The organism is Kineococcus rhizosphaerae (assembly GCF_003002055.1).
In the GTDB taxonomy this organism is placed as follows: Bacteria; Actinomycetota; Actinomycetes; order Actinomycetales; family Kineococcaceae; genus Kineococcus; species Kineococcus rhizosphaerae.
Genome location: NZ_PVZF01000003.1, coordinates 286,382 through 299,313, shown reverse-complemented (window position 1 = coordinate 299,313; position 12,932 = coordinate 286,382). Strand labels below are relative to the sequence as shown.

The window sequence follows — 12,932 nt, the reverse complement described above, 5'->3', positions numbered from 1 at the left end:
GCGACGCACCGGCCGGGCACCCCGCGGGGTGCCCGGCCGTCCTGCGTCCCCGGGACCGTGCGGGGGAGGTGGGAGCATGCTCTCGTGGAGAAGATCGCCCTGGTGACGGGTGCGGGCACCGGCATCGGCCGCGCCGTCGCCGCGGCCCTCGTGCAGTCGGGTTTCGCGGTGGCCCTGGCCGGTCGCCGCGAGGACGTCCTGCGCGAGGCCGCGGCGCAGATCGGCGGGACCACCTCCGTGCACCGGGCCGACGTGTCCGACGAGCACGAGGTGGACGCCCTGTTCGCGGCCGTCGTGGACCGCTTCGGCCGGCTGGACCTGCTGGTCAACAACGCGGGGACCTCCGCGCCGCAGGTGCCCATCGACGAGCTCGACGTCCAGCGCTGGCACGACGTCGTCGCGGTGAACCTCACGGGCACGTTCCTGTGCACCCGCGCGGCGTTCCGGCAGATGAAGCGCCAGGACCCCGGCGGCGGGCGCATCATCAACAACGGGTCGATCTCGTCGATGGCCCCCCGCCCGAACTCCGCGCCCTACACCGCGACGAAGACGGCCGTCACGGGGCTGACCCGGCAGACCGCTCTCGACGGCCGCCCCTTCGGTATCGCCTGCGGTCAGATCGACATAGGCAACGTCCGCACCGACCTGCTGGCGATGCCGGACGCCGGTGTCCCGCAGGCCGACGGATCGCTCGCCGTCGAACCCACGATGGGACTGGCCGAGGTGGCCGAGGCCGTGCGGTACATGGCGTCCCTGCCCCCGTCGGCGAACGTCCTGTCGATGACGGTCATGGCGACGACCATGCCCTTCGTGGGCCGGGGCTGATCAGGCCGCCGAGAAACCCCCGTCGACGGTCAGGTCCACGCCGTTCACCATCGCCGAGGCGTCGGAGGCCAGGAACAGCACGGCGCCGCTCACGTCGCCCGGCTGGGCGAAGCGGCCCAGCGGGATGCGTACCAGCATCGGGGCCGCCTTCGCCTGCTCGCCCCAGACCCGTTGCCCCATCTCGGTCATCACCACCGTCGGGCTCACCGAGTTCGCCCGGACCCCCGAGGGTCCGAGTTCCAGGGCGAGCACCTTGGTGGCCATCACGAGCGCGGCCTTGCTGGAGGAGTAGGCGAAGTGCTCGGCCAGCGCCAGCGACCCCGCGACCGACGAGACGTTGACGATGCTGCCGCGGCCCGCCGCGGCCATGGCCCGGCCGACGCGCGAGCCCAGCAGCGCGGGTGCGCGCAGGTTCACGGCGAGCGTGCGGTCCCACGTGCCGGCGTCGACGTCGACGACCCGCTGCGGGAAGGAGACGCCCGCGTTGTTCACCAGGACGTCGAGGCCGTCGAAGGCGGCCAGCGCCCGCGACGCCAGGGACTCGGTGTCGGCCGCGTCGGACAGGTCGGCGGCGACGACCTCGACGCGGACGCCGTGGTCGCCGCGCACCGCGGCGGCCAGGGCCTGCAGCGCCTCGTGGGTGCGGGCGGAGAGCACGAGGTCGCACCCGGCCGCGGCGAGGGTGCGCACGACGTCCGTGCCCAGTCCCTGGGTCGCACCGGTGACCAGGGCCCTGCGGCCGGTCAGGTCGAAGGACTCCGGGATCGAGCGGGGGGTCACGGTTCCTCCTCCAGGGACGCGAGCAGACCCGACGCCGTCGACGGGTCGGTGACGAGGTGGGTGAAGTACCCGCCGCGGGCGCCCGCGACGACGCTGGGGACCTTGACCGCACCGTACGCGACGGCGATGCGCACGGGAACCTCGCGCAGCACCTCCAGGGGGATCGCGACGAGACGGTCGGCGCCCTCGTAGGAGACCTCGGTGCCGTTCGCGTCGTAGAACCGCGAGGCCACGTCGCCGACGGCCGTCTGCAGGGGTTCCTCCCCGGTGGGGACGAAACCGGGGATCGACTCCCGCTGCAGCGGAGGGGCCCCGACGCCCATGAGGGCGCACCGGGCGTCGCTCCACAACTGCGTGAACCGCCGGAAACCGGGATCGGCGGCCAGGCTGCTGCGCAGGGCGCGGGCCGGGAACGCGGGGGCGTAGCAGAACCGGGGACTCCCCCCGACCCCGGCGGCGATCCGCCGGGTGATCTCGTTGGTCTGGTACCAGGCTTCGGGTTCGTCCTGGCCGCCGACCATGGGGGCCACGAGCACCCCCGGCAGCGCGGGCAGTTCCCGCTGGGCGATCTCGTACACCGTCCGGCCCGAGGAGACCAGCAGCACGTCCCCGGCGCTCAGCCCGACCTCGGTGAGCACGGTGGAAACCGTGGGCGAGACGGCCTCGGCGACGTGGGCGGCCGTCGTCGGCGGGCACAGGCGCACCTGCTCCAGCCCCAGGGCCTCGCGCAGCCGGTCGGCGAGGTCGCCGGGGTCCTCGACCGGCAGCGGCAGCACCTCGATGCGGACCAGCCCCCGCTCGCGGGCCTCGCGCAGCAGGCGGCTGACGGTGGCGCGGGAGGTGCCGATCCGCTCGGCGATCTCGGCCTGGGTGGCGTCCTGCAGGTAGTAGAGCGTCGCCGCGGTGTGCGCCAGCGCCAGCGGGAACCGCTCCGTGTTCGGCACCCGTGCCCTCCTCGCCTCGTGGGCCGGCGCAGCTCCGTCGTCGCGCCGGTCACCAGATCGTTGCACGCATGTGCTGGACAAGTGTGCCGCACAGGTCCTAGCGTTCGGAAGACCACGGAAGAGGGTTCCGGAGGACCCGGTACCCCCACCGGAGCCCGGACCACGACGACCCGCCGACGAGCCGTCGACCACAGCCGAACCACCCACACCCCGCCCGGCCCCCGTCCGGAGCGCTGCGAAGGAGCAGTTCATGGCAGACACGATGAAGGCCGTGATCGTCCACGGACCGCACGACTACCGGCTCGAAGAGGTCCCCGTGCCCGTCGCCGGCCCCGGTGAGGCCCTGCTGAAGGTCGAGGCCGTCGGCATCTGCGCCAGCGACCTCAAGTGCTACCACGGCGCCGCGAAGTTCTGGGGCGACGAGAACCGCCCGGCGTGGGCCGAGACCGACACCGTGCCCGGGCACGAGTTCACCGGGCGCATCGCGGCCATCGACGACGAGGCGGCGAAGCGCTGGGGCGTGCAGGTCGGCGACCGGATCGTCGCCGAGCAGATCGTGCCCTGCTGGAACTGCCGGTACTGCAACCGCGGCGACTACCACATGTGCCAGCCGCACGACATGTTCGGCTTCAAGCGCCGCACGCCGGGGGCGATGGCCGAGTACCTCGTGCTGCCGAAGGAGGCCCTGGTCCACAAGGCGCCCGAGGACGTCCCGCCGTGGCAGGTCGCCTACGCCGAACCGCTGTCGTGCGCGCTGCACGCCGTCGAGCGCGCCGGCATCCGCTTCGACGACACGGTCGTGGTCGCCGGGTGCGGACCCATCGGCCTGGGCATGATCGCCGGCGCCGCCGCGAAGTTCCCCAAGCGCATCATCGCCCTCGACGCGCTGCCGCAGAAGCTGGAACTGGCGAAGAAGTGCGGCGCCGACACCGTGTTCAACATCACCGAGGTCGACGTCGTCGAGGAGGTCAAGAAGCTCACCGACGGCTACGGCGCCGACGTCTACATCGAGGGCACCGGCCACCCGTCCGCGGTCGCCCAGGGGCTGAACCTGCTGCGCAAGCTCGGCACCTTCGTCGAGTACTCGGTCTTCAAGGACCCGGTGACCGTCGACTGGTCGATCATCTCCGACGACAAGGAACTCAACGTCCTCGGTGCGCACCTGGGGCAGAACACCTGGCCCGCGGCCCTGCGGCTCATCGAGTCCGGCCGGCTGCCCCTGGACGAGATCTGCTCCCACCAGCTGCCGCTGGCCGAGTTCCAGAAGGGGCTCGACCTCGTGGCCGACTCCGCGAACTCCGTCAAGGTCTCCCTGATCCCCTGATCCCCTGACCCTCGAACCACACCACCCGGGACCGGAAGGGTCGTCGGGACGGTGGACCCTACCCTCCCACGCGATGGAGCGTCAGCCATGAACGAGTTCACGCGGTCCGAGAGCGGACTGCACGTCCCGACGAAGAAGGTCACCCGCCGGTCGCTGCTGGCCGCCATGGGCGGGGCCGCCACGGTCCCGATGCTCTACGGCTGCGGGGTCGGCACCGGCGGTGGCGGCGGCGACGCCGGCAAGGCGCCCGAGAACGGGGCGTCGGCCGTTACCGGTTCCTTCGACTGGAAGGCGCTGAAGGGCCAGAGCATCAAGATCCTCCAGACGCCGCACCCGTACCAGCAGGCGTTCCAGCCGCTGCTGAAGGACTTCACCGAGCTGACGGGCATCGAGGTCCAGGCCGACCTCGTCGCCGAGGCCGACTACTTCACCAAGCTGAACACCGAGCTCGCGGGCAAGACCGGGGCGCACGACGTCTTCATGACCGGCGCCTACTTCATCTGGCAGTACGGCCCTCCCGGCTGGATGGAGGACCTCACCCCGTGGATCAAGAACTCGTCCGCCACCAACGACGAGTACGACTTCGAGGACATCTACGAGGGCCTGCGCACGTCGACCCGCTGGGACTTCGAGAAGGGGTCCGCCCTCGGCACCGGCGGTCAGTGGGCGATCCCGTGGGGGTTCGAGACGAACGTCGTCGCCTACAACAAGAAGGAGTTCGACGCCCGCGGCATCGCGCTGCCGGAGACGTTCGACGACTTCATCCAGCTCGCCACCGACCTCACCGACCGGTCGCAGAACCGCTACGGCGTGGCGTTCCGCGGGTCGAAGTCGTGGGCGACGATCCACCCCGGCTTCATGACCCAGTTCACCCGCGAGGGCGGCAAGGACTACACCGCCGAGGGCACCACCTACACGGCGGCGATGAACTCCGACAAGGCCGTGGAGTTCACCAAGAAGTGGGTCGACCTCGCCAAGAACGCCGGACCGACGTCCTGGACCACCTACGACTACCCGCAGTGCACCGGTGACCTCGGCAACGGCAACGCCATGATGGTCTACGACGCGGACAGCGCGACGTACCCGAAGCAGAAGGCCGGGGCCAGCGCCCAGGCCGGCAACCTCGCCTGGTACCCGGGCCCGGCCGGTCCCGACGGCAGCTACGCCACCAACCTGTGGACGTGGTCGCTGGCCATGAACGCGGCGTCGAAGAAGAAGCAGGCCGCCTGGTTGTTCATGCAGTGGGCCACGGGCAAGGACGCCATGAACAAGGCGACCGCCTCGACGTTCGCCGACCCGGTCCGCGCCTCGGTGTTCGACGGGTCCTTCAAGCAGACCCTCGGCGGGTTCCCCGGCTACCTGGAGACCTTCGAGAAGGTCATCGACTCCACGAAGATCCAGTTCACGCCGCAGACGAAGTTCTTCGAGACCACCGAGGACTGGGCGGTCGCGCTGCAGGACATCTACTCCGGTGCGGACGCCAAGTCGCGCCTGGACGAGCTCGCCAAGGCCAACACCACCAAGATCAACGCCTGACCCCCACGGGTCCGCGGATCGGAGAGGAGGAGCGGTGGCGACCACCGTCGGGGGCCGCACGCCCTCGCAGGAGACCGATCGGGGTCCCGGCGCGGTCCGCCGGGTCCCCACCTGGCGGCGCAAGCTGCGCCCGTACCTGCTGTCGGTGCCGGCGGTCCTGCTGATCATCGGCATCCTGTACGCGTTCTTCTACGGCGTGTACTACACGGTGCTGAACTACGCGGCGACGAACCCGACCCCGACGTTCATCGGGGTCGACAACTACCGCAGCGTCCTGGGCGACACGCTGTTCTGGCGCAGCGCCGGGACGACCCTGCTGTACGCGGTGGCCGCCACCGGGCTGGAGACCGTGCTGGGCGTCGCCATCGCCCTGCTGCTCAACCGGTCCACGCTCATCGGCAAGACGTTCGAACGGCTCCTGATCCTCCCGCTGATGATCGCGCCCGTCATCGCGGGCGTGATCTGGAAGCTGATGTTCAACCCCCAGTTCGGGGTCTTGAACCACGTCCTCGGGCTGGGCTCGACGTTCGACTGGCTGAGCAAGGACCGGGCGCTGGCCTCGACGATCCTCGTCGACGTGTGGATCTACACGCCGTTCGTCGCGATCCTCGTCCTGGCCGGCATCCGGTCCCTGCCCAAGGAGCCCTTCGAGGCCTCCGACGTCGACGGCGCGAACTGGTTCTACATGTTCCGCCGGCTCATGCTGCCGATGATGTGGCCCTACATCCTCGTCGCCGTCATCTTCCGGTTCATGGACTGCCTGAAGGTCTTCGACGCGGTGTACGTCCTCACCGCCGGCGGTCCCGGCGTGACGACGACCACGCTGCAGATCGGCGCGTTCGAGGACTCGATCACCAACCTGAACTACTCCCGCGGCAGCACCTACATGTTCCTGCTGTGGATCATCGTGTTCATCACCGCGCGCTACCTCGTGAGCGTGCTGGGCAAGGCGCAGCGTCGTGCTGCGGGAGCGGGGGCCTGATGGCGTCGCGGTTCGCCCGGGAACTGACCCCCGGGCAGAAGCGGGTGACCCCGGGCTCGGTGGTCGCCGACCTCGGGATCCTCGCGTGGTTCGTGTTCTCCCTGTTCCCCCTGGTGTGGATGGTCCTGCTGGCGCTCAAGAACGACGCGCAGCAGACGTCGACGTACTTCCAGTTCTCCCCGACGCTCGCGAACTTCGGGACGGTCCTGTCCCAGCGCGGTCAGGACCTCACGAGCGTCGACTTCGGGCACGCCCTGCTCACGAGCGTCCTGAACTGCGCGGGCGCCGTCCTCGTCTCCCTCGTCGTCGGCATCCCGGCCGCCTACGCCGCGGGCCGCTGGAAGTTCCGCGGCTCCGAGGACCTCATGTTCCAGATGCTGTCGTTCCGGTTCGCGCCGGAGCTGATGGTCATCGTCCCGCTCTTCGTCATCTACAACACGCTGCACATCTTCGACACCAAGCTCGGCATGGTGTGGGTGCTGCAGCTGGTGACGATGCCGCTGGTCGTGTGGATCCTTCGGTCCTACTTCACCGACCTCGCCCCCGAGCTGGAGCAGGCGGCCCTGCTGGACGGGTACACCCGCACCCGCGCCTTCCTCACCGTCGCGCTGCCGCTGGTGCGCCCGGGCATCGCGGCCGCCGCGCTGCTGGCGTTCATCTTCGCCTGGAACAACTACCTGTTCCCGCTGATCCTCACCGACTCGGCGGCCACGACCGTCACCGTCGCGGTGACCAAGTACCTCGGCGGCGGCGGGCAGGCGTACTACAACCTCACGGCAGCCGCGGCCCTCCTGGGCGCCCTGCCGCCGCTCGTCCTCGCGCTGACCATCCAGCGGTACCTGGTGCGGGGCCTGTCGTTCGGGGCGGTGAAGGCCTGATGGCCACCGTGCGCATCCAGAACCTGTCCACGACCTACGGCACGGGCAAGAACGTCGTCGAGGCCCTGACCGACGTGGACCTCGACATCGGAGACGGCGAGTTCTTCGTCGTGCTCGGCCCGTCGGGGGCCGGCAAGACGACGATGCTCAAGAGCGTCGCCGGGCTCGTCGACACCGCGGCCGGCGACGTCGAGATCGCGGGTGTCTCCATGGAGGGCGTCGAGCCCTACCACCGCAACGTCGCCATGGCGTTCGAGAGCTACGCGCTCTACCCGCAGAAGACCGTGTTCGACAACCTCGCGTCGCCGCTGCGGTCCGGGCGCACGGGGAAGTACACGGCCGAGCAGCAGCGCCAGCGCATCGAGGCCGTCACCACGACGCTGGGGATCGCCCACCTGCTCAAGAGGTTCCCGCGGGAGCTGTCGAACGGCCAGCGCCAGCGCGTCGCCCTCGGGCGGGTGCTGGTCCGGCCCGCCGACGTGTACCTGCTGGACGAACCCCTCTCGCACCTCGACGCGAAGCTGCGCGCCCAGATGCGCGCCGAGCTCAAGCAGCTCGGGGAGATGTCGAACACGACCTCCCTGTACGTCACCCACGACTACCAGGAGGCCCTGGCGCTCGGGAACCGCATCGCGGTCCTGCGCGCGGGCCGCGTCGTCCAGGTGGGCACCCCGGAGGACATCTGGCGCCGGCCGGTGGACACGTTCGTCGCCAAGGCCCTCGGCCAGCCCGAGATCAACCTGTTCGACGTGGTGGCCGAGCAGGGGGTGCTGCGCGGCGCCGGGGGGGACCTCAGCGTCCCGGTGCCGCACCACCTGGACCTGCCCGCCGGGCGGGCCCGCCTCGGGATCCGGCCCCGCGACCTGCAGCTGGGTGCGGGCGGGGCGGGGGCGCTGTCCCTGCGCGGCCGGGTGTCGCTGGCCGAGCGCCTGGGCCGGCTCATGGAGTTCAGCGTCGACGTCGGCCCCGCGGGGGGTTCGGAGCACGTCATCGTCGTCGCCGACTCCGACGCCGGCGCCCGCGAGGGTGACGTCGTCGACCTGCACCTGCCGCTGGAGAACGTCCACGTCTTCGCCCCCGCCGCCGGTCCGGAGGACTCGGTGCGGCTGGGGTCGGCCGTCGAGGAGAGGGTGGCGCGATGAGCGTCCTGACGCAGACGACGGCCAAGGCGCTCGTCCTGGAGAACCTGCACAAGCGGTACGAGAGCCGGGGCCGGGAGGCGTTCCACGCCGTCAAGGGCATCGACCTGCACATCGAGCCCGGTGAGCTCGTCGCTCTCCTGGGGCCCTCGGGGTGCGGGAAGACGACGACGCTGCGGATGATCGCGGGCCTGGAGACCGTCACCTCCGGCGACATCCGCATCGGCGACCGGTCCATCCCGCACCTGCCGCCGGGCAGGCGCGACATCGGCGTCGGGTTCGAGAGCTACGCGCTCTACCCGCCGCTGGACGTCGAGGGGAACCTGTCGTACGGCCTGAAGGCGCGCGGGGTGAAGGACGCCGACGCCCGCGTGCGGGCCATCGCCGAGCGCCTGGAGATGACCGACCTGCTGCCCCTGCGGCCGGCGGGGTTGTCCAGCGGCCAGAAGCAGCGCGTCGCCCTGGCCCGGGCGCTGGTCCGCAACCCGCCCGTGCTGCTGCTCGACGAACCCCTGTCCCACCTCGACGCCGCGCAGCGGCAACGGGTCCGTCGCGAGCTGAAGGTCCTGCAGCGCGAGTTCGGCTACACGACGATCGTCGTGACCCACGACCAGCTCGAGGCGCTCAGCCTGGCCGACCGGCTCGCCGTCATGGACGGCGGGGTCATCCAGCAGTTCGGGACGGCCGACGAGATCTTCGACGACCCCGCGAACCGGTTCGTCGCCGACTTCGTGGGCGAACCGAAGATCAACCTCGTCGAGGGGGTCGTGGACCGTGCGGGTTCGGTGCGGGTGGGCCGCGACGGCGTCCTGCCCACGGCGTCGCGGGCCGCGGCGGGGACGGCCGTGACGGTCGGGGTCCGCCCGCAGGACGCCCGCATCGCGCGGGCCGACGAGGCGTCGGTGCCCGGTGAGGTGGTCGTGTTCGAGAACCTGCTGGAGTTCGGGCTCGCCACCGTCAGCGTCGAGGGCCTGGACTCCTCCGTCGTCGTGCAGACCTCACCCGAGGTCGACTACCGGCGCGGGGACGCGGTGCGGCTGACGGCCCCGCCGGCGCGGGTGTACCTCTTCGACCCCGAGGACGGTGCCCGCCTGCGTTGAGCGGGCCGTGGGGGCGGGCGGGGTCAGTCCAGCGGCAGGACGACGGGGAACCAGTGGCTCTCCGGGGCCACCCCGCCGAAGAACCAGCCCTGCGCGGCGTGCCACCCGGCCTCGCGCAGGAACTGGGCCTGCTCGGCCGTCTCGACGCCCGTCGCGATGCACTCCACGTCCAGCCCGTCGGCCAGGCCGAGGATGCTCGCGACCATCCGGCGGTTGCCGGGCAGGCCCGCCGTGAACGCGGTGCCCATCTTCAGCCCGCGGACCGGCAGCTCGTGCAGCGACGTGAGGACGCTGCTGCCCGTGCCGAAGTCGTCGACGATGACCGTGACGCCCAGGGACTCCAGGTCGTGCAGTTCCGCGGCGAGCTGGGTGTCGTCGGTCAGCAGCGCCGACTCGCGCAGTTCCACCATGAGGCGGTACCCGGCGGCGCCGACCCGGGCCAGGGCGCGGGCGACGGCGTCGCCGAACGTCCCGTCGAGGCGCTGCGCGGAGACGTTGACGGCGACGATCTCGGTGGGGTGGGTCACCAGGAACGTGGCCACCTGGTTCAGCACGGAGGAGTCGATCGCCGGGGTCAGCCCGCACTCCACCGCGGCGTCGAGGAACGTCTCGGGTCCGAGGGTGCCGCGCTCGGGGTGCTGCCAGCGCACGAGCGCCTCGAACGCCATCCGCGCCCCGTCCTCCAGGCGGGCGATCGGCTGGTAGTGCACGACGAACTCGTCCTGCTCGACGGCGCGCCGCAGGTCGTCCTCGAGCTCGAGGCGGGCGACGGCCTCCTCGTGCATCGCGGGGGCGAAGAGCTGGAAACCACCCCGGCTGCGGTTCTTGGCCCGGTACATGGCGGTGTCGGCGTCGCGCAGCAGCGCGGCCGCGGTCGCGGGCGGCCCGTCCGGGTCCGACAGGGCGATGCCGATGCTGATGCCGCAGCGCACCGGGTGCCCGGCGAGGTCGACGTCCTCCTCGAGCGAGGCGCGCAGCCGCTCCGCGACGCGGACGGCGTCCTGGGGGCCGGTGAGCTCGTCGAGCAGGACGACGAACTCGTCGCCGCCGAGCCGGCCGACGTGGTCGCCCTCGCGCAGGCCCGCCCGCAGCCGGTCGGCCACGGCGACGAGCAGCTCGTCCCCGGCGGCGTGCCCGAGCGAGTCGTTGACGACCTTGAAGCGGTCGAGGTCGCAGAACAGGACACCGACCTGCTCGGGGCCGTCCGCGGTGCGGGTCAGCATGCCCTGCAACGTCTCCAGGATGCTCGCCCGGTTCGGCAGGTCGGTGAGGATGTCGTGCCGGGCGGCGTGGGCGAGCGCCTCGCGGCCCCGGTGCACCTCGTCGTGGTCCTGGACCTGGGAGACGACGACCGGGTTGCCGAGCGCGTCGACGGAGTACGACACGACGAGGTGCGCCCAGAACCGGGTCCCGTCGAACCGGGGCATCCACCCCTGCCACTCGTACCGGCCGTCGGCGGCGAGGCCGGCGCGGATCGCCTCGCGGTCGAGCGCCTCGGCGAACGGGGGGTGGACCTCCTGGAACACCCGGCCGAGCACGAGGGCCGGGTCGACGCGCAGCATGCGGGCCCAGGCGGGGTTGAGGTCGCTGACGACGTCCTGGCCGTCGCTGACGGCGATGCCGATGGGGGAGGAGTCGAACAGGGCGCGGAACCGGCGCTCCTCGGCGAGGGCGGCCTCGGTGGCGTGGTGGATCGGGGTGACCTCGTGGACGTTGACCAGCGGGCGGACGACCTCGCGGCCCTGCGCGTCGGTGGACGTCAGCAGGACGACGGTGCTGTCGCAGTGGTGGATCCCGCCGTCGACGTCGACGTGCCGGATGCCGGCGCGCAGACCCCCGGGGGTCCGGACGGCCCGCGCGGGGATCCCGGCGTCGTCGGGGTGGACCGTGGCCCGCCAGCCGTCACCGGTGAGGCGGTCCATCCCCAGGCCGACCATGTCCCGGAAGGCGCGGTTGGCCCAGACCAGGGAGTTCTCGTCGGAGAACTCGCAGATGCCGGTGGGGATGTTCTCCAGGAGCGTCACGAGGTTCGCGCGCTCGCTCGCGGCCTGCCGGCGTTCGGCGTCGAGCTGGGCGCGCAACCGCTCGACCTCGGCGGCCGGGTCCGTGCACCGCTCGTCCATGACCGACCACCTCGCCGCTGCCGGCGGCCCCCGTGGCCGCGCTCCTCCCTGTGGGGTTCGGGAGCGCCCCGGGGGGCCTTGACGCGGTGTCCCCCGTCCGGGTGCCTGCCGTCACCGTCCCCCGGTGTCGTCCCGGGCGGCGTCGGCGGCGTCCTCCTCGGGGCGGGGAGGGACGTCCTCGTCGTCCTCCAGCTCGGGGACGGGCGGGTCGGCGGGGTCGAACGGGTGGGTGCTCATGCCGGGACGCTACCCCCGGGCCGCGCGGGTGGGCAGCGGGACGACGTCGAGGTCCTGGGCGACGTGCACGAGCGTGGAGCCGCCGAGGGCGGCGACGGCGTCGCGCGCCTCCCGCCCGAGCTCGGCGGTGTCGTAGCGCCGGGAGAAGTGCGTGAGCAGCAGGGTCCGCACGCCCGCGCGCGCGGCGATCTCGCCGGCCTGCCGGGCCGTGAGGTGACCGCGGGTGCGGGCGAGGTCGACGTCGCGGTGGGCGTAGGTGCACTCCAGGACGGCGAGGTCGGCGTCGGCGACGACCTCGCCGATCGCGGGGCAGACGCGGGTGTCCATGACGAAGGCGAAGACCTGCCCGGGCCGGGTGGTGCTCACGTCGGCGAGCCGGACGCCGCGCAGTTCCCCCTCGCGCTGCAGGCGCCCGACGTCGGGTCCGCTGATGCCGGCGGCCGCGAGCGCGGCGGCCGAGAACGTGGTGCCGGGGGGTTCGGCCAGCCGGTATCCGATCGCCGGGACGCGGTGGTCCAGGGCCCGGGCGCTCAGGTGGGCGCCGGCGACGTCGGCGACGGGGACGAGCTCGTCGAGCTCGGGGACGCCGACGACCTCCACCTGCACCTGGGCCTGCGCCACGATCGCGAGGTTGCGCAGGTGGACGGCCGCGTCGGCCGGTCCGTGCAGCGTGACGGAGCGCCCGGGGGCGTCCTGCGCCATGCGGTTCAGGACCCCGGGGATCCCGAGGCAGTGGTCGTTGTGCCGGTGGGTGACGCAGATGCGCTCGATGCGCGGTGAGGAGACCCCGGCGTGCAGCATCTGCCGCTGGATCCCCTCGCCGGGGTCGAACAGCACGGAGGTGCCGTCCCAGCGCAGCAGGTAGCCGTTGTGGTTCCGCGTCCGGGTGGGGGCCTGACCGGCGGTCCCGAGCACGACGAGTTCCCTGGAGCTCACGGGGGCATCCTCCCCGGGGTGGGGTGCGGCGGCCTCACGGCGGTGTGGACGGCACGGTCCCGGAGGAGTCACGGACGGTCAACTGCCGCCACGCTCCGCCCGGGGCGTTCCCGGAGCCGGGTGACGCG

At 72.1% G+C, this 12,932-nt stretch carries 12 protein-coding genes; 7 read left to right on the top strand and 5 right to left on the bottom strand.

Annotation, left to right across the window (positions count from 1 at the left end; translation table 11 throughout):
* Window positions 1-84 precede the first annotated feature (84 nt).
* Window positions 85-825, top strand: a complete 741-nt coding sequence (locus tag CLV37_RS08540) for an SDR family oxidoreductase (RefSeq protein WP_170127122.1) — start codon at window positions 85-87, stop codon at window positions 823-825.
* Here CLV37_RS08540 and CLV37_RS08535 read toward each other — a convergent pair whose 3' ends face one another.
* Window positions 826-1,605: an SDR family NAD(P)-dependent oxidoreductase gene (locus tag CLV37_RS08535; protein WP_106209146.1), complete on the bottom strand. Its 780-nt coding sequence runs from the start codon at window positions 1,603-1,605 to the stop codon at window positions 826-828. It lies immediately after the preceding gene.
* Window positions 1,602-2,549 carry a sugar-binding transcriptional regulator gene (locus CLV37_RS08530; protein ID WP_106209144.1) on the bottom strand — a complete coding sequence of 316 codons (948 nt, stop codon included), beginning with the start codon at window positions 2,547-2,549 and terminating at the stop codon, window positions 1,602-1,604. Before CLV37_RS08530 ends, CLV37_RS08535 begins: the two co-directional genes overlap by 4 nt.
* 250 nt (window positions 2,550-2,799) lie before the next feature.
* Here CLV37_RS08530 and CLV37_RS08525 point away from each other — a divergent pair, with 250 nt between their 5' ends.
* The 6 genes from CLV37_RS08525 (at window position 2,800) to CLV37_RS08500 (ending at window position 9,508) form a co-directional block, all read left to right on the top strand.
* A complete protein-coding gene (locus CLV37_RS08525; protein ID WP_106209142.1) occupies window positions 2,800-3,873 on the top strand; it encodes a zinc-binding dehydrogenase in 1,074 nt (357 codons plus the stop codon).
* An 87-nt stretch (window positions 3,874-3,960) separates the two neighbouring features.
* Window positions 3,961-5,409, top strand: coding sequence for an ABC transporter substrate-binding protein (locus CLV37_RS08520; RefSeq protein WP_106209140.1), 1,449 nt, complete (start codon window positions 3,961-3,963; stop codon window positions 5,407-5,409).
* Window positions 5,410-5,533: 124 nt separating this feature from the next.
* Entirely contained in the window at window positions 5,534-6,391 is an 858-nt protein-coding gene (locus CLV37_RS08515) for a carbohydrate ABC transporter permease (RefSeq protein ID WP_211298513.1), read from the top strand.
* Window positions 6,391-7,269, top strand: a complete 879-nt coding sequence (locus CLV37_RS08510) for a carbohydrate ABC transporter permease (RefSeq protein WP_106209136.1) — start codon at window positions 6,391-6,393, stop codon at window positions 7,267-7,269. Before CLV37_RS08515 ends, CLV37_RS08510 begins: the two co-directional genes overlap by 1 nt.
* On the top strand, window positions 7,269-8,411 hold the full coding sequence (locus tag CLV37_RS08505; protein ID WP_106209134.1) for an ABC transporter ATP-binding protein: 1,143 nt from the start codon (window positions 7,269-7,271) through the stop codon (window positions 8,409-8,411). The genes CLV37_RS08510 and CLV37_RS08505 overlap by 1 nt, the downstream gene beginning before the upstream one ends.
* Window positions 8,408-9,508, top strand: a complete 1,101-nt coding sequence (locus CLV37_RS08500; RefSeq protein ID WP_106209132.1) for an ABC transporter ATP-binding protein — start codon at window positions 8,408-8,410, stop codon at window positions 9,506-9,508. The genes CLV37_RS08505 and CLV37_RS08500 overlap by 4 nt, the downstream gene beginning before the upstream one ends.
* Window positions 9,509-9,531: 23 nt before the next feature.
* Here CLV37_RS08500 and CLV37_RS08495 read toward each other — a convergent pair whose 3' ends face one another.
* The 3 genes from CLV37_RS08495 to CLV37_RS08490 form a co-directional block, all read right to left on the bottom strand.
* Window positions 9,532-11,631, bottom strand: coding sequence for a putative bifunctional diguanylate cyclase/phosphodiesterase (locus tag CLV37_RS08495; protein WP_106209130.1), 2,100 nt, complete (start codon window positions 11,629-11,631; stop codon window positions 9,532-9,534).
* Window positions 11,632-11,742: 111 nt separating this feature from the next.
* Complete coding sequence (locus CLV37_RS28820; protein WP_281260519.1) at window positions 11,743-11,868, bottom strand: hypothetical protein; 126 nt, start codon at window positions 11,866-11,868, stop codon at window positions 11,743-11,745.
* A gap of 9 nt (window positions 11,869-11,877) precedes the next feature.
* On the bottom strand, window positions 11,878-12,804 hold the full coding sequence (locus CLV37_RS08490; protein WP_106209128.1) for a ribonuclease Z: 927 nt from the start codon (window positions 12,802-12,804) through the stop codon (window positions 11,878-11,880).
* Between the last annotated feature and the right edge of the window lie 128 nt (window positions 12,805-12,932).

What these genes read in the sequence shown, in the direction of transcription:
- CLV37_RS08525 (WP_106209142.1), top strand. Translation starts at nt 2,800, where the DNA reads ATGGCAGACACGATGAAGGCCGTGATCGTCCACGGACCGCACGACTAC.
- CLV37_RS08520 (WP_106209140.1), top strand. Translation starts at nt 3,961, where the DNA reads ATGAACGAGTTCACGCGGTCCGAGAGCGGACTGCACGTCCCGACGAAG.
- CLV37_RS08510 (WP_106209136.1), top strand. Translation starts at nt 6,391, where the DNA reads ATGGCGTCGCGGTTCGCCCGGGAACTGACCCCCGGGCAGAAGCGGGTG.
- CLV37_RS08505 (WP_106209134.1), top strand. Translation starts at nt 7,269, where the DNA reads ATGGCCACCGTGCGCATCCAGAACCTGTCCACGACCTACGGCACGGGC.
- CLV37_RS08500 (WP_106209132.1), top strand. Translation starts at nt 8,408, where the DNA reads ATGAGCGTCCTGACGCAGACGACGGCCAAGGCGCTCGTCCTGGAGAAC.
- CLV37_RS08495 (WP_106209130.1), bottom strand. Translation starts at nt 11,631, where the DNA reads ATGGACGAGCGGTGCACGGACCCGGCCGCCGAGGTCGAGCGGTTGCGC.
- CLV37_RS28820 (WP_281260519.1), bottom strand. Translation starts at nt 11,868, where the DNA reads ATGAGCACCCACCCGTTCGACCCCGCCGACCCGCCCGTCCCCGAGCTG.